16 protein-coding genes are annotated in these 16,098 nt (G+C 71.5%); 15 read left to right on the top strand and 1 reads right to left on the bottom strand.

Features of this window, described 5'->3' with window-relative positions; all coding sequences use genetic code 11:
- Positions 1-80: 80 nt before the first annotated feature.
- From ACIBBA_RS15930 to ACIBBA_RS15890, 9 genes are all read left to right on the top strand, one after another.
- Positions 81-1,262, top strand: coding sequence for a sugar ABC transporter substrate-binding protein (locus ACIBBA_RS15930; protein ID WP_350870354.1), 1,182 nt, complete (start codon positions 81-83; stop codon positions 1,260-1,262).
- A gap of 74 nt (positions 1,263-1,336) precedes the next feature.
- Entirely contained in the window at positions 1,337-2,287 is a 951-nt protein-coding gene (locus ACIBBA_RS15925; protein WP_396697771.1) for a carbohydrate ABC transporter permease, read from the top strand.
- Positions 2,284-3,099 carry a carbohydrate ABC transporter permease gene (locus ACIBBA_RS15920; protein WP_396697769.1) on the top strand — a complete coding sequence of 272 codons (816 nt, stop codon included), beginning with the start codon at positions 2,284-2,286 and terminating at the stop codon, positions 3,097-3,099. Before ACIBBA_RS15925 ends, ACIBBA_RS15920 begins: the two co-directional genes overlap by 4 nt.
- 6 nt (positions 3,100-3,105) lie before the next feature.
- Positions 3,106-4,254: a galactonate dehydratase gene (dgoD, locus tag ACIBBA_RS15915; protein ID WP_396697767.1), complete on the top strand. Its 1,149-nt coding sequence runs from the start codon at positions 3,106-3,108 to the stop codon at positions 4,252-4,254.
- A gap of 5 nt (positions 4,255-4,259) precedes the next feature.
- On the top strand, positions 4,260-4,898 hold the full coding sequence (locus tag ACIBBA_RS15910) for a bifunctional 4-hydroxy-2-oxoglutarate aldolase/2-dehydro-3-deoxy-phosphogluconate aldolase (protein WP_396697765.1): 639 nt from the start codon (positions 4,260-4,262) through the stop codon (positions 4,896-4,898).
- A complete protein-coding gene (locus ACIBBA_RS15905; protein ID WP_396697763.1) occupies positions 4,895-5,848 on the top strand; it encodes a sugar kinase in 954 nt (317 codons plus the stop codon). The genes ACIBBA_RS15910 and ACIBBA_RS15905 overlap by 4 nt, the downstream gene beginning before the upstream one ends.
- A gap of 35 nt (positions 5,849-5,883) precedes the next feature.
- Positions 5,884-7,113 carry a D-mannonate dehydratase ManD gene (gene manD / locus ACIBBA_RS15900; RefSeq protein ID WP_350870344.1) on the top strand — a complete coding sequence of 410 codons (1,230 nt, stop codon included), beginning with the start codon at positions 5,884-5,886 and terminating at the stop codon, positions 7,111-7,113.
- The gene (locus ACIBBA_RS15895) at positions 7,103-7,657 is read left to right on the top strand and encodes a gluconokinase (protein ID WP_396697761.1); all 555 of its coding nucleotides are present in this window, start codon (positions 7,103-7,105) and stop codon (positions 7,655-7,657) included. The genes manD and ACIBBA_RS15895 overlap by 11 nt, the downstream gene beginning before the upstream one ends.
- A gap of 48 nt (positions 7,658-7,705) precedes the next feature.
- Positions 7,706-8,047, top strand: coding sequence for an MmcQ/YjbR family DNA-binding protein (locus ACIBBA_RS15890; protein WP_396697759.1), 342 nt, complete (start codon positions 7,706-7,708; stop codon positions 8,045-8,047).
- A 9-nt stretch (positions 8,048-8,056) separates the two neighbouring features.
- Here the strand turns inward: ACIBBA_RS15890 and ACIBBA_RS15885 are convergent, their stop codons facing one another.
- Positions 8,057-9,496 (bottom strand): nitroreductase family protein, encoded by a 1,440-nt coding sequence (locus ACIBBA_RS15885; protein WP_396697757.1) that lies wholly within the window; start codon positions 9,494-9,496, stop codon positions 8,057-8,059.
- Between the two features lie 166 nt (positions 9,497-9,662).
- On the opposite strand from ACIBBA_RS15885, the gene ACIBBA_RS15880 reads away from it, so the two are divergent.
- From ACIBBA_RS15880 to ACIBBA_RS15855, 6 genes are all read left to right on the top strand, one after another.
- The gene (locus ACIBBA_RS15880; protein WP_396697755.1) at positions 9,663-10,517 is read left to right on the top strand and encodes an alpha/beta fold hydrolase; all 855 of its coding nucleotides are present in this window, start codon (positions 9,663-9,665) and stop codon (positions 10,515-10,517) included.
- A gap of 258 nt (positions 10,518-10,775) precedes the next feature.
- Positions 10,776-11,537: a DeoR/GlpR family DNA-binding transcription regulator gene (locus ACIBBA_RS15875; protein ID WP_350870335.1), complete on the top strand. Its 762-nt coding sequence runs from the start codon at positions 10,776-10,778 to the stop codon at positions 11,535-11,537.
- Positions 11,538-11,592: 55 nt separating this feature from the next.
- Positions 11,593-12,960, top strand: a complete 1,368-nt coding sequence (locus ACIBBA_RS15870; protein WP_396697753.1) for an ABC transporter substrate-binding protein — start codon at positions 11,593-11,595, stop codon at positions 12,958-12,960.
- A gap of 61 nt (positions 12,961-13,021) precedes the next feature.
- Positions 13,022-13,957 (top strand): carbohydrate ABC transporter permease, encoded by a 936-nt coding sequence (locus ACIBBA_RS15865; RefSeq protein WP_396697751.1) that lies wholly within the window; start codon positions 13,022-13,024, stop codon positions 13,955-13,957.
- Positions 13,954-14,838 carry a carbohydrate ABC transporter permease gene (locus tag ACIBBA_RS15860; RefSeq protein WP_396697749.1) on the top strand — a complete coding sequence of 295 codons (885 nt, stop codon included), beginning with the start codon at positions 13,954-13,956 and terminating at the stop codon, positions 14,836-14,838. The genes ACIBBA_RS15865 and ACIBBA_RS15860 overlap by 4 nt, the downstream gene beginning before the upstream one ends.
- Positions 14,835-15,872, top strand: a complete 1,038-nt coding sequence (locus tag ACIBBA_RS15855; protein ID WP_396697747.1) for a zinc-dependent alcohol dehydrogenase family protein — start codon at positions 14,835-14,837, stop codon at positions 15,870-15,872. Before ACIBBA_RS15860 ends, ACIBBA_RS15855 begins: the two co-directional genes overlap by 4 nt.
- Positions 15,873-16,098: the final 226 nt, after the last annotated feature.

Below are 16,098 nucleotides of genomic sequence, written 5' to 3'. Positions count from 1 at the left end.
CTCTGGCCGTGGTCGCCGCCATGGGCCTGTCCGCCTGCGGTGGCGGTGGGGACGGCGGCGAGGGGTCGAAGACTCTTCGCGTGACGCTGGTGAACCACGTCTGGACGGAGAACATCAAGAAGGCTCTGCCGGAGTTCGAGCAGCAGTCGGGCCTCAAGGTCGAAGTCACCCAGCTCGGCGAGGACCAGCTCTCCGACCAGTACAACGTCAAGCTGAACGCCGGGTCCAGCGACATCGACGTGATGATGTACCGGCCGCTGCAGGAGGGGAAGCTGTTCGCCAAGAACAAGTACCTCGCCGACCTGAGCGAGAAGGCCAAGTCGGACAGCGCGTTCGAGTTCAGCGACTTCCAGGCCGGGCCGGTGCAGGCCACCACCTATGAGGACAAGGTGGTCGGGGTGCCGATCATCACCGAGCAGGAGGTCCTCTACTACCGCAAGGACCTGCTGCAGAAGTCCGGCTTCACCGCCCCGCCGAAGACCCTCGACGAGCTCAAGGCACAGGCCGCGAAGGTCGAGGCCGACAACCCGGGCGTCGCCGGCTTCGTCGCCCGCACCGGCAAGGCGGCCGCCGTCACGCAGTTCTCCAGCTTCCTCTACAGCTTCGGCGGCGACTTCGTCGACGGCAGCGGCAAGGCCACGGTCAACACCGAGCAGGCCAAGCAGGCGTACGCCTACTACGGCGGGCTGCTGCGCGACCACGGCCCGGAGAACATCAGCACCGACATGAGCTGGTCGGAGGCGATGGCGATCTTCACCCAGGGCAAGGCGGCGTTCTACACCGAGGCCAACTCGCTCTACAAGAACGCCACCGACCCGGCCAAGTCCAAGGTCGTCGACACGGTGGGCTTCACGGCCTTCCCGGCCGGCCCGGCCGGTTCCAAGCCGTACAACATCCCCTCTTGGGCGCTCGGCGTCAACGACGGCTCGGAGAACAAGGACAACGCCTGGAAGTTCATCCAGTGGGCGGCCGGCAAGGAGCAGTCGCTGGCGCAGCAGAAGGCCGGCGTCCCCGGTGCCCGCACCTCCGTCTGGGCGAACCCGGAGAGCACCTCCACCCTGCCGAAGGACCTCGCCGAGGCCAACACGGCCAGCACCGCCAACGGCGTCGGGCACGACCGCCCGCTGGTGGTGAAGGTGGCCGAGGCGCGCGAGATCGTCGGGCAGCCGATCGTCGACGCGATCACCGGCAAGGACGCGGCCGCCTCCGCGGACGCGGCCAACGAGGCGTTCCAGAAGTTCCTCGACGACGAGGCGAAGTAACCCGAGCGTTGAGCGGCGGCGCCGACCGGCGCCGCCGCCCCGCCGGGACCTGACCCCCGAACCCGGAGATCTCCATGTCAGCCGTCAGCACACCCCTCACCAGATCACCCGAGGCCTCCCCGGCGCCTCCCACGGAGTCGGCCTGGTCGCGCTGGGCCAACGAGCATCGCAAGTGGCTCTTCGCGGCACCCGCCATGGCGTTCGTCGCCGTTCTGATCATCTTCCCGGTGGCGTGGACCGGATACCTCAGCCTCACCGACGCCGAGGGTTCGGTGCGGGCCGAGAGCGAGTTCATCGGGTTCCAGAACTACCTCGACGTGCTCACCGACACCGACCGGTTCTGGCCCGCGGTGTTGCGGACGATCGCCTTCACCGGCGTCGTACTGCTCTTCGAGGTCGTCCTGGGCATGGCGATCGCCCTGCTGCTGTGGCGGCCGTTCCGTGGTGAGAAGTGGGTCCGCGTCGCGATCCTGCTGCCGCTGGTGGCCACCCCGGTCGCGGTCGGCATGATGTGGCGCCTGATCTTCGACCCGAACATCGGGATGGCGAACCAGCTGCTCGGCTGGATCGGGATCGGCCCCCAGCCCTGGCTCTCGGGCCAGAACTCGGCCCTGCCCACGACGATGTTCATCGACATCTGGCAGTGGACCCCGATGGTCGTGCTGATCCTGCTCGCCGGGCTCACCTCGCTGTCGGACGAGCCCCAGGAGGCGGCCCGCATCGACGGCGCCAGCACCTGGCAGCGGTTCCGGCACGTCACCCTGCCGCTGCTGATGCCCACCGTGATCGTCGCGATCCTGCTGCGGGGCATCGACGCGCTGAAGACCTTCGACATCCTCTACGCGACCAAGGGCCGCGGCGGCGGGTCCTTCCACGAGGTGGAGACCCTCAACGTGTACGCCTACGGCCTCAGCTTCGACTACAACGACTACGGCGTCTCGTCGACCGTCCTCATCATCTTCTTCCTGATCATCATCGGGGTGATGTGGGCCCTGACCTACCGCAAGAAGGGGCTGGAGCGATGAAGCCGAGCAGGCCTTACCAGGCGTTCCGGGCGGTGGCCCTCACCCTCGTGGTGTTCGCGCTGATGGCGCCGCTGCTCTGGATGATCACCGCGTCGTTCAAGACCAACGTGGACATCTACGACACCGCCAAGGCGTTCGTCTTCTCGCCCACGCTGAAGAACTACGACACGGTGCTCCAGCAGGCCAACTACGTCCAGTTCATCGGCAACAGCCTCTGGGTGGCGTTCGCGGCCACCGTGTTCTCGCTCATCCTCGGGGTGCCCGCCGCGTACTCGATGAGCCGGTTCAACATGAAGAAGTCCGCGCTCGTCGTGCTGATGGCCCGGGTGATTCCGGGCGTCTCGCTGCTGGTGCCCTGGTACTACGTATTCTCGAACCTGAAGCTGGTCGGCGGGTTCAGCGTGCTGATCCTGAGCCACATGTTCGTGTCGCTGCCGCTGATCGTCTACATCATGATGGGCTACTTCGACGGCCTGCCGACCGAGCTGGAGGAGGCCGCGCTCGTCGACGGGCTGACCCACATCGGCGCGTTCCGGCGGATCACGCTGCCGCTGTCGGTGCCGGGCGTGGCCACCGCGGGCATCCTCTCCTTCATCTTCTCCTGGAACAACTTCATGTTCGCCCTGGTGCTCGCCGGCGCCGACACGAAGACGCTGCCGGTGGCGATCTTCGACTTCGTCGGCTACGCCAGCATCGACTGGGGCGGCCTGATGGCCGCGGCCACCGTGGTCACCCTGCCGATCATGGTGATCGCCCTGTTCGTGCAGAAGTACGTCGTCTCCGGCCTCACCGCCGGCGCCACGAAGGGCTGACGCGCCATGACCACGATCGCGAAGGTGGAGACGTTCCTCGTCGCACCGCGCTGGCTGTTCGTCCGGGTCGAGACCTCCTCGGGCATCGTCGGCTGGGGCGAGGCGACCTGCGAGGGCCGGTCCGAGACCGTACGCACCGCCGTGGAGCAGCTCAGCGAGTTGCTCGTCGGGCGGGACGCGCTGCGCATCGAGGACCACTGGCAGGTGATGACGAAGGGCTCCTTCTACCGGGGCGGCCCGATCCTGTCCAGCGCGGTCGCCGGGCTGGACCAGGCGCTGTGGGACATCGCCGGCAAGCACTTCGGCGCGCCCGTGCACCAGCTGCTCGGCGGCCCGGTCCGGGACCGGATCCGGGTCTACGGCTGGGTCGGCGGCGACGAGCCCGCCGAGGTCCGCGACCAGATCAGCGCCCAGGTCGAGGCGGGCCTGACCGCGGTGAAGATGAACGCCTCCGGGCGGATGAGCCCGGTCGCGTCGGTCGCCGAGATCGACGCCGTGGTCCAGCGGGTGGCCGCCGCTCGGGAGGTGCTCGGCGAAGACCGGGACGTCGCTGTCGACTTCCACGGGCGGTTCACCCTCGCCAGCGCGCGCCGGATCGCCCCGCTGCTGGAGCCGTACCGGCCGTTCTTCCTCGAAGAGCCGGTGGTGCCGGAGAACTCGCACCTGATCGGGGAGTTCGTCCGCGCCACCAGCACTCCGGTGTCGACGGGGGAGCGGCTCTACAACCGGCAGGAGTTCCTGCCCGTGTTGCAGGCCGGCATCGCCGTCGCCCAGCCGGATCTGTCGCACGCCGGCGGCATCACCGAGGTTCGCAAGATCGCCACGCTGGCCGAGGTGTACGACGTGCAGCTCGCCCCGCACTGCCCGCTCGGGCCGATCGCCCTCGCCGCCTGCCTGCAGGTCGGCTTCGCCACGCCGAACTTCCTGATCCAGGAACAGAGCATCGGCATCCACTACAACCAGGGCGCCGAGGTGCTCGACTACTGCCTCGACAAGGCGCCGCTGACCTTCGTCGACGGGTACGTGCAGCGTCTCACCGCGCCCGGCCTCGGCATCGAGATCGACGAACACGCGGTACGGACGGCGGACAAGCGGGGGCACGCCTGGCGCAGTCCAACCTGGCGGCACCTCGACGGCTCCTACGCGGAATGGTGAGACAGATGCCCCTCGACCTCGTCGCGGAGCTGACCGCGACCCGAATCCTCGCGGTCATCCGCGGCACCGACACCGACGCCGCGATCGCCGCGGGCACCGCCCTGCTCGACGAGGGCGTACGCATCGTGGAGGTCGCCCTCACCACGCCGGGCGCGGCGCGCGCCGTCGAGGCGCTGCGGGCCGCCGCGCCCGCCGGGTCGCTGGTCGGCGCCGGCACGGTGCTCACCACCGCCGACGTCGCCGACGTGGCCGCCGCGGGCGCACAGTTCGTGGTGACCCCCGCAGTGGTCGAGTCGATCGCCGAGGCCGCCCGCCGCGGTCTTCCGGTCGCCGCCGGGGCGCTCACCCCCACGGAGGCGTACACCGCGATGCGGATGGGGGCGTCGGCGATCAAGCTGTTCCCGGCGTCGGTCGGTGGCCCGGCGTACCTGAAGGCGGTGCGCGACCCGTTCCGGGACATCCCGTTCGTCGCGGTCGGCGGGGTCGGCCTGGCCGACGTCCCCGGCTATCTGCGGGCCGGCGCGATCGCGGTCGGTGTCGGCGGTCCGCTGGTCGGCGACGCGGCCTCCGGCGGTGACCTGACCGCCCTGCGGGCGCGGGCGCGCACCTACCTCGCCGCCCTGTCAGAGCCGGTGGCCGCATGAGCACGCCGGACCTGCTCACCTTCGGCGAGTCCATGGTGTCGCTGCGCGCGGCCGGACCGCTCGCCGCCGGCGGCGCGCTGCGGATGCACCTGGCCGGCGCCGAGTCCAACGTGGCGGTGGGGTTGGCCCGGCTGGGTCACCGGGCCGCCTGGGTCGGCCGGGTGAGCACCGACGAGCTGGGCGAGTTCCTGCTGCGGCAGCTGCGGGCCGAGGGCGTCGACGTCGGCGCGGTCGCCCGTGACGCCGACCGCCCGACCGGTCTGATGTTCCTGGAGCAGCGCACCGCGGACCTGACCCGGGTGCAATACCACCGGGCCGGGTCGGCCGGCTCGGCGCTGCGCGTCGACGACCTGCGCGCGTCGCTGGCGGCGGGCGCGCGGATGCTGCACCTGACCGGCATCACCCCGGCGCTGTCCGAGACCGCCCGCGCGGCCACCGTCTGGGCGGCCGAGACCGCCGCCGAGGCGGGGATCCCGGTCTGTCTCGACGTCAACTACCGCGCCCGGCTCTGGTCCCGGAACGCCGCCCGCGAGGTGCTCACCCCGCTGGCCGGGTACGCCTCGATCGTCGTCGCCTCCGCCGACGAGCTGGACCTGGTCGGCGAGCCGGGGGCCGACGAGGCGGCGACCGTGGCGGGCCTGTTCCGGCGGGGCGTGCAGACCGTCCTGGTCAAGCTGGGCGGCGACGGCGCCCGGGCGCACACCCCGGCCGGGGTCGAGAGCGTCGGGGTGTTGGCGGTGACACCCGTCGACACCGTGGGCGCGGGCGACGCGTTCACCGCCGGCTACCTCTCCGGCCTGTTCGACGGACTCGACCTGGCCGGTCGGCTGCGCCGCGCGGCCGCCCTCGGCGCCTTCGCCGTCTCCACCCGCGGCGACTGCGAAGGGCTGCCGCGCCGCGCCGAACTGTCCCTTCTCGACGGCCACGAAGCGGGCAGCGTCCTGCGCTAGCCAGCCCGCGCACCGGTAATGATGAAAGGCACCCCGTGAAAATCGTCGCAGCGGACGTCATCGTGTCCAGCCCCGACCGCAACTTCGTCACCCTGAAGATCACCACCGACGAGGGGCTCACCGGCCTGGGTGACGCCACCCTCAACGGTCGCGAGCTCTCCGTCGCCTCCTACCTGCGCGACCACGTCGCCGCGCTGCTGATCGGGCGGGACCCGCACCGCATCGAGGACACCTGGCAGTTCCTCTACCGCTCGGCGTACTGGCGGCGCGGGCCGGTCACCATGGCCGCGATCGCCGCGGTCGACGTCGCTCTCTGGGACATCAAGGCCAAGGCCGCCGGCATGCCGCTGTACCAACTGCTGGGCGGCGCGTCGCGCACCGGCATCATGGCGTACGGCCACGCGTCGGGTCGGGACATCCCGGAGCTGTTCGACTCGATCCGCCAGCACCTGGACGAGGGCTTCCGGTCGATCCGCGTGCAGACCTCGGTGCCGGGCATCAATGCCGTCTACGGGGTGGCCGCCCAGCCCAGCGCCGACGGCAAGCGCTACGACTACGAGCCGGCGCAGCGCATCCCGCTGCCCGCCGAGGAGGACTGGGACACCCGGGCCTACCTGCGCCACCTGCCCGACGTCTTCGAGGCGGTGCGCAACGAGTTCGGCCCGGAGCTGCCGCTGCTGCACGACGGTCACCACCGGATGACCCCGATCCAGGCCGCCAAGCTGGGCAAGGCGCTCGAACCGTACGACCTGTTCTGGCTGGAGGACTGCACCCCGGCGGAGAACCAGGAGGCGCTGCGGCTGGTCCGCCAGCACACCACCACCCCGCTGGCGATCGGCGAGGTCTTCAACACCGTCTGGGACTACCAGACGCTGATCCGCGAGCAGCTGATCGACTACGTGCGGTCCGCGGTGACCCACACCGGCGGTATCACCGCCATGCGCAAGCTGCTCGACTTCGCCGCTCAGTACCAGATCAAGTCCGGCATCCACGGCCCCACCGACATCTCGCCGGTGGGCATGGCCGCGGCGCTGCACCTGGACCTGGCCATCCACAACTTCGGCATCCAGGAGTACATGAAGCACAGCCCGCTGGCGAACGAGGTGTTCCGGCAGTCGTTCACGTTCACCGACGGCTACCTGCACCCCGGCGACCAGCCGGGGCTCGGGGTGGAACTCGACGAGGAGGCCGCGGCGCGGTTCCCCTACGTGCCGGCCTACCTGCCGTTCAACCGGCTCAAGGATGGGACGGTCCATGACTGGTGAGCGCGGCGACGGGCAGCCGACCCGGCACGTCGTGGTGATGGGCGTCTCCGGCGCCGGCAAGACCACGGTGGCGCGCGGGATCAGCGAGGCGACCGGGCTGATGTTCGCCGAGGCGGACGAGTTCCACTCCGCGGCCAACGTGGCCCGGATGCGCTCCGGCGTACCGCTCGACGACGCCGCCCGTTGGCCCTGGCTGCGCGACCTGGCCGCCTGGATGGCCGAGCGCGGCGCGGAGGGCCGGTCGACGGTGCTGGCCTGCTCGGCGTTGCGGCGCGCGTACCGGGACGTGCTCCGGCAGGGCCCGCCGTCGGTGGAGTTCGTGCACCTGGACGGGTCGGCGGAGGTCATCCGGGACCGGATGTCCCGCCGCGCGGGGCACTACATGCCGGCGAGCCTGCTCGAGTCGCAGCTCGCCACGCTGGAGCGGGCCGAGCCGGACGAGTCGGTGCTCGTGCTCGACGTCGCGCTTGGCGCGGGCGACCTCGTCGCGGCGGCCGTCGACGGCCTCGGCCTGCCGGCCGCGACGACGGTGGGGGAGCGGTAGGCGCCCTCGGTCCGCGGAATTGTCGGCGCCGGCCGCTACGGTCGTCACATGGTGGCCGTCGCCGACGTCCGGGCACTGGCCCGGACGCTGCCCCGCAGCACCGAGCACCTCATCCACGACCGGGTGAAGTTCCGGGTCGGAGCGATCGTCTACGTCGCGTTCAGCCGCGACGAGGCGACGATGGGCTTCGGCTACCCGAAGGAGGAGCGCGACGCCCTGATCGCCGGTGAGCCGGAGCTGTTCTTCCTGCCCCGCGCCTCCGACCTGCGCTTCCACTGGGTCTGCTGCCACACCGCGCGGCTCGACCACGACTACATGACCGAGCTGGTGACCGAGGCGTGGCGGATGGTCGTGCCGAAGTTCCTGGCCCGCCAGCGGCTCGGGCACTGAGGGCCTCGGTCAGGAAGCGCCCAGCCGGGGGATGACCGGCCGCACCGCGACCGGGGCGCCCGGCGCGCCGCCGGCGCGCGACGCATACTCCGGGACGCCCACACAGGTGAAGAGCAGCGTCGCGAGGTCGTCGGGCTCGCCCAGCAGGGCGGGGACCGCCGAGTCGACGAAGGTCATCCCGGACGCGCTCGCGCCCAGGGCGTACGCGGCCAGGTGCAGCCGCCCCTCCACCAGCCCGGCCGCCAACTGGGCGTCGCGGTAGGTCCGGTCGTCGAGCGCGGCGGGCGGGGTGGCCGCGATGACGACGTACCCCGCGTCGCCGGCGAGCGACTGGTCCAGGCAGACCCGCAGCAGCTCGCCGCGCAGGTTCCCGGCGCGCAGCGGACGCGACAGGTCCGGCCACCGGTAGAGGCCGGGCGCGGTGTCGTCGACGCCGTGCACGGCGACCCAGTGGGGCACCGCCACCCCGCGCAGCGCGGCGGCCAGCGGCCACTCCAACTGCCGGCGCGACAGCGTGCCGGAGCGGTCCATCCGCCGTTGCGAACCCCGCCGGCGGATGACCTCGTCGAGTGAGCCGGACGGCGGGACGTCCGGCAGCGGGTCGCCGGCCGGCCAGGGCGCGCCCAGCTCGTTCCGCTCGCCGGCGCGCTGGGCGGCGGTGCAGAGCGGAAACTCGACCGGCGGCAGCTCACCCGGGAGCGCCGGCCCGGCCGGCCCGATCGCCGGGTCGCCGTCGCCGAGGGTGAGCAGGGCGAGAGGGTATTCGTGCACCCCGTCCGCGCCGACGAGCCGTCGTACCGGGGCGTCGGAGAAGAGCGAGCGCAGTCGGGGCGCGAGGCCGGCGCTCGCGGCGGCCGCGGCGAGCTGGGACAACAGCGTGCCGGCGTCCCAGTAGAGGTGCCGCCAGCCGCGTTCGGCGTAACGCCACCCGGTCCGCCACGGCACGCCGGTCACGACGAGGGTGGTCGCCGCCCCGTCGGCGGCGGGGCCGACCTGGACCAGGGCGTGCCGAGCCGGGTCGTACCAGTACACGCCGTCCGGGACGCCGGCCACGTCGCGGGTGCTCGCGTAGACCTCGAGCGGGAAGCGGGCGCCCGCCGAGCCGGACGCGCGGTAGAGGACCGGACGTCCGTTGCGCTCGGCGGTGCGGACCACCCCGGCGCCGAGGAAGAGCACCCGGCCGAGCTGTGCGGCGTCGAGGACGTGGGCGGGGGACGCGGCGCCGGCGAGCACGGCGGTGGCGGGCACGCCCGGGTCGGGCAGCTCGCGCGGCAGCTCAAGGACGGGCGGCCCGGCCGGATAGCCCTTCATCGGCGGCGGCAGCGTCCCGGGATCGTTCGGGACGAGGTCGTGGCGCACCCGTGGGTCGTCGACGGGCACGTCCCACTCGCGGTCCGGCAGGTACGACGTCAGACGGTGCAGCAGCCCGGCACCGGATTCGAGGTCCACCCGCCCATCCTGCCAGCGTGCGACACCGCTGCGAATCCGGCGTCGCGCGGCGTGACGGTTTCGGCGGGTTCGTCGCTGGTGGCGGCGGGGACGGGCAATCATCCACCTACGGAGCGGCGACCGAGGAGACTCGGACTCGACGGACGGTAGCCGCCCGGGAGAGACGATGGCGATCACCCAACCTGACGGGGCCGCGACGAGATGGGTCCCCCGTGCCGGGCAGCGCATCCATGCCGAGGTCACGTCGGGCTCCGGCACGCCGATCGTTCTCCTGCACGGCTTCCCCGACAACCTGCACCTCTACGACGACCTCCTGCCCCACCTGCGGGGTCGCCCCGTGGTGCGGTTCGACTTCCTCGGCTGGGGACGCTCCGACAAGCCGCGCGGCTATCCGTACACCGCGGAGAACCAGACCGGCGACATCGCCGCCGTGATCGATCAGCTGGATCTGCGGTCGGTGGTCCTGGTCGCGCACGACGCGTCCGGCCCTCCCGCGATCGACTGGGCGCTCATGCACCCGCATCGGGTGGCCGCGTTGGTGCTGCTCAACACCTACTACCATCCCGTGGTCGGCCTGCGGCGACCGCCGGCGATCGCGTTGTTCTCCACGCCGCTGCTGCGCCGTGTGACGCGTCGGGCCGTGCGCCGGTGGCGCAGCCTCGACCGACGTCTCTACACCTGGCAGGTGGGCCGGTTCATGGCGGACCCGGGTCGGCGCAGGGCCGTGGCGCCCGCCCTGTACCAGCAGTTCGTCCCCGCCGAACCGGCCTTCTGGCGGCTGAACGACGACCTGCTCGGCACGATCTGGGCGCGACGTCGCCGGCTCGCGGACGTGCGCCGGTTCGACCGGCCCGTACGGGTGGTCTTCGGCGCCGAGGACCCCTACCTCAACCCCCGCGTAGCCCGGGCGCTGGCGCGGCTGTTCCCCCGCGCCGACCTTCAACTGATCCCGGGCGCCCGCCACTACGTGCAGATCGACGCGCCCGCCGCGACCGCGCAGGCGATTCTCGCCGCCGGGTAGTGCCTGCCGCCCCCGGTGCGGTGCCCGTCATAGGCGGTGCCCGTGCTGCGCCGCGGAGGGAGGACGGGCACGAGCCGGGCAACACGGTCGCCCAAACGGGCAGGACATTTACCGGCTATCACCGGATCTGGCGCGTTCCCTGCCGTTGGCCCGTTGCGCGAAGCGGGCAGTAACCCTCCGGGATCGATGCGATGTGCTGGTCATCACACCCCCGTAACGGTGTTAAAACAATAGACACCGATGAGCGGGAGGTGAGCGATGAACGCCTCGGAGCGCCGGCAACGCATCCTCGCCCTCGCCCGTGACCAGGGCGTCGTCGACGTACGCAAACTCGCCGCCGAACTGGTCGTCGCGGCCGAGACCGTGCGACGCGACCTGCACCGGCTCGAACAGCAGGGCCTGGTGCGGCGTACCCACGGCGGCGCCTATCCGGTGGAGACCGCGCGGTTCGAGACGACCCTCGACACGCGGACCACCCGGCTGGTGACGGAGAAGCGCCGGATCGCCGCGGCCGCGGCGCAACTCCTCGGTGACGCCGAGTCGATCTTCATCGACGAGGGTTACACCCCGCAGTTGATCGCGGAGGCGCTGCCGGCCGAGCGGGCGCTGACCGTCGTCACCGCGTCGCTGGACACCGCGGCGATGCTCGCCGCGTCGCCGACGACCACCGTCCTGCTGCTGGGTGGCCGGGTCCGGGGCCGGACCCGGGCCACGGTCGACCACTGGGCGATCGAGATGCTCGCCGGCTTCGTGCTCGACCTGGCGTTCGTCGGCGCCAACGGCATCTCCCGCGAACACGGCCTGACCACGCCGGATCCCGCCGTCGCCGCCGTCAAGGCGCAGGTGGTGGCGGTGTCCCGGCGGGTGGTCTTCGCGGGCGTGCACACCAAGTTCGGCGCCAGCAGCTTCTGCCGCTTCGCCGACGTCACCGACGTCGACACGATCGTCACCGACGCCGCGCTGCCGGCGTCCGAGGCGCACCGCTACTCACTGCTCGGTCCCGTGGTCCAACGCGTCTGACCCCCGACCGACCGCACCCACACCGTCCCCACCGACCCGATCCTGGAGGTTTGCTGTGCCCGGAACACGGACTGCGCACCGCTGGCGACCCCCACTGGCCCTCGCCGTCGCGGCCCTGCTCGCCTCGACCGCCTGCTCCGGAGCCGGCGGTGGCTCCTCCGGCGGCGACGACGCCAAGACCATCACCGTCCTGATGGTCGGCAACCCGCAGATGGAGGACCTCGCCAAGGTCACCGCCGACAACTTCACCAAGCAGACCGGCATCACGGTGCGGTTCACGATCCTGCCGGAGAACGAACTGCGCGACAAGGTCACCCAGGACGTCGCCACCCAGGGCGGCCAGTACGACGTGGCGACGATCGGCGCGTACGAGGCGCCGATCTGGTCGAAGAACGGCTGGCTGCACGAACTCAGCTCGTACGCCGACGCGGACGCCGGCTACGACAAGGCCGACCTGCTTCCGCCGATGGTCACCTCGCTCTCCGGTGAGGACGGCAAGCTCTACGCGGCCCCGTTCTACGGCGAGTCGTCGTTCCTCATGTACAACAAGGAGCTCTTCGCCGCCAAGGGCCTGACCATGCCGGAGCGGCCGACCTGGCAGCAGGTCGCGCAGTTCGCGGCGCGGCTCGACGACGACAAGGCCGGCGTCGCCGGCATCTGCCTGCGGGGGCTGCCCGGCTGGGGGGAGCTGTTCGCCCCGCTCACCACGGTCGTCAACACCTTCGGCGGCACCTGGTTCGACCAGGGCTGGAACCCGCGGGTCGACGCGCCGGAGTTCGTCGAGGCCACCCGCTTCTACGTGGACCTGGTCCGCGCGCACGGCGCGCCGGGAGCGCCGCAGGCCGGCTTCACCGAGTGCCTGAACACCTTCGGGCAGGGCAAGGCCGCGATGTGGTACGACGCCACCTCGGCCGCCGGCACGCTGGAGGACGCGTCGGCCAGCACCGTGGCCGGCAAGGTCGGCTACGTGTACGCGCCGGTCAACAAGACCTCCTCGTCCGGCTGGCTCTGGGCCTGGGCGCTGGCGATGCCGAAAACCACCAAGAACGCCGACGCCGCCTGGCGGTTCATCTCCTGGGCCACCGGCAAGGAGTACGAGCGACTCGTCGGCTCCTCGCTCGGCTGGTCCCGGGTGCCGGCGGGGAAACGGCAGTCGACCTACGCGATCCCCGAGTACCGGCAGTCCGCATCGGCGTTCGCGGACCTGACGCTGAAGTCGATCCAGGAGGCCGACCCGAAGAACCCCGGCGTGCAGCCCCGTCCGGCACTGGGGGTGCAGTTCGTCGGCATACCGGAGTTCGCCGACCTCGGCACCAAGGTGTCGCAGGAGGTCTCGGCGGCGATCGCCGGCAGCACCACCGTGGAGAAGGCGCTCACCGACGGCCAGCGGTTGGCCGAGGAAGTCGCCAAGGAGTACCGGTAGCCACCACCGGGGGCGGTGGGCCCGTACGCCGCCGCCCCCGGCCGAGCAACGAGGTGAACCGATGACCCAGACCCTCAGCACCGGCGCCGGCCCGACCCGCCGGGCCCGGGCGGCGGCGCCGGCGCGTGCTCGACCCGCCGAGCGCTGGAGCCGGCGCGCGCCGCTGCTGCCCGCCCTGATCTTCGCGATCATCGTGACCCAGGTCCCGTTCCTGGTCACCCTCTATCTGTCCACCCTCGACTGGAACGCGCTGCGCCCCGGCGAGCGCGGCTTCGTCGGCCTGGCCAACTACGGCGAGGTGCTCACCGACGCCCGACTGCGCGCGGCCCTGCTCAACACGGTGGTGCTCACCGCCGGCTCGGTGCTCGCCTCGGTGCTGCTCGGGCTCGGCCTCGCGATCCTGCTGGACCGGAGGTTCCCCGGTCGGGGGATCGTGCGGACCCTGCTCATCACCCCCTTCCTGGTGATGCCGATGGCGGCGGCGCTGCTGTGGAAGCACGCCATCTACAACCCGGCGTACGGTTTGATCAACGGCATCGTCGGTGGCAGCACCGACTGGGTCTCGCAGTATCCGATGCTCTCCGTCGTCGCCACCCTGGTCTGGCAGTGGACGCCGTTCATGATGCTGATCATCCTGGCCGGCCTGCAGGGCCAGTCGACGGAGACCCTGGAGGCGGCCCGGGTCGACGGCGCCGGCCCGTGGCAGATCTTCGTCCGGATCACGCTGCCCTACCTGCGCCCGTACCTGGAACTCGGCGCCCTGCTCGGGTCGATCTACCTGGTGCAGACCTTCGACGCGGTCTTCACCATCACCCAGGGCGGCCCGGGCACCGCCACCACCAACCTGCCGTACGAGATCTACCTGACCACCTTCCGCAAGTTCGAGTACGGCGAGGCGGCAGCCGCCGGTGTGGTGGTGGTGATCGGCACGATCGTCGTCGCGACCTTCGCGCTGCGGGTGATCTCCAGCCTGTTCCGGATGGAGGACACGCGATGACCGCCGTACGCCAGAACCCCGAGCGGCTCGCCGCGACGCCCGCTCGCCCGCCCGGCCGTCGCAACCGGCGGGTCGCTCCGGCCGGCGTGGCCTGGACCGCCGTCGCCTGGCTGGCCGGGCTGCTCTTCTTCCTGCCGGTGCTCTGGATGGTGCTGACCGGCTTCAAGCGGGAGGTGGACGCGGCGAGCAACCCGCCGTCCTGGTTCTTCACCCCGGTGCTCGACGGCTACCGGCAGGTCTTCGACCGCGACCTCACACCGTTCCTGCTCAACTCGCTGATGGCCAGCCTGCTCTCGACCCTGCTCGTGCTGCTGCTGGCCACCCCGGCGGCGTACGCGCTGTCGATCCGACCGGTGGCGAAGTGGCGCGACGTGCTGTTCTTCTTCATCAGCACCAAGATGCTGCCGGCGGTGGCCGCGCTCCTGCCGGTCTACCTGCTGGTCAAGGAACTCGGCATGCTCGACAACGTCTGGACGATGATCGTCCTGTACACCGCGATGAACCTGCCGCTCGCGGTCTGGATGATGCGCTCGTTCCTGCTGGAGGTCCCACCGGCGTTGATCGAGGCGGCCGCCGTGGACGGGGCGAGCCTGCTCGTCACCATCCGCCGGATCCTGCTGCCGATCGTGGCGCCGGGGCTCGCCGCCACCGCGCTGATCTGCTTCATCTTCAGCTGGAACGAGTTCTTCCTCGCGGTGAACCTGACCGCGACCCGGGCCGGCACCTCACCGATCTTCCTGGTCGGTTTCATCACCTCCGAAGGGCTGTTCCTGGCCCGGCTCTGCGCGGCGGCGACGCTGGTGTCGCTGCCGGTCGTGCTCGCCGGGTGGATCGCCCAGAAACAACTCGTCCGAGGACTCTCAATGGGGGCGGTCAAGTGAAAGCAGCGGTCATCGTCACGCCGGGTCAGATCGCGATCGAATCGGTGCCGGACCCGGCGCCCGGCCCCCGCGACGTCGTGGTGCAGGTCGCCGGCTGCGGCATCTGCGGCACCGACCTGCACATCCTGGACGGCGAGTTCGCCCCGGCGTACCCGATCGTGCCCGGCCACGAGTTCGCCGGCACAGTGGTAGCGACCGGCCGGGACGTCACCGAGGTGCGGGTCGGCGACGCCGTCGCGGTCGACCCGTCGCTGCACTGCGGGGAGTGCTACCAGTGCCGCCGCGGCCGGGGCAACCTCTGCGAGCGGTGGGCGGCCATCGGCGTCACCGAGCCGGGCGGCGCCGCCGAGTTCGCGGTGGCCCCGGTGAAGAACTGCTTCCCGTTGCCCGACGGGGTGCGGCCGGCCGACGCGGCACTGATCGAGCCGCTCTCCTGCGCGGTACGCGGCTTCGACGTGCTGCCCCGGCGGCTCGGCGACCACTACCTGATCTACGGCGCCGGCACGATGGGGCTGATGATGCTGGAGCTCGCCAAGCGCTGCGGAGCCGCCAGCGTGAGCGTGCTGGACCCGAACCCGACCCGGCTCGCCACCGCCGTCCGCCTGGGCTGCTCGGCGTCCGCCGCCAGTGCGGAGGAACTGACCCGGCCGCGCGGCTGGGACGTGGTCATCGACTGCACCGGCGTGCAGGCCGCGATCGACGACGGGCTGCGCCGGGTGGCTCCTGCCGGGACCTTCCTCCAGTTCGGGGTCTCCGAGTACCGGACGCGGGCGACCATCGAGCCGTACCGGGTCTACAACCAGGAGATCACCGTGACCGGCTCGATGGCGGTGCTGCACAGCTTCGAGCGGGCCGGCGAACTCTTCGCCGGCGGGCTGCTCGACCCCGAGGTGTTCATCAGCCACCGGTTCCCGCTGGAGAGCTACGCCGAGGCGATCGCCCAGTTCCGGGCCGGCGTCGGCCGGAAGATCGCGATCGTCGGTGCCGCCGAACCGGCGCGCGCGCCGTTTACGGCGCAGGTCGGTCGCGCCTGATCCGCCTGTGTCTGGGCGGGCGTGGGCGGAGCGCGGCGATTGACCCTTCCCGCGCCCGCCCTCGGGCGGCCGCCGGGCGCCAAATCCTCTAGGCTGCGTTGGTCGATACCAGCCGATCGAGGGGTGACTCGTTGATGGCGTGTCGGTTGGCTCTACGGTGCGTGCGCCTATGCGGCCGCCCTGGGGTCGCTGACCGGGCCCGACAAGCCGTGGAAGCCGTCATCGA

Source organism: Micromonospora sp. NPDC051006, from assembly GCF_044456245.1.
GTDB lineage: Bacteria > Actinomycetota > Actinomycetes > Mycobacteriales > Micromonosporaceae > Micromonospora.
Note: the sequence above shows the minus strand (reverse complement) of the source record. Positions and strands in the feature narration are given on the sequence as shown.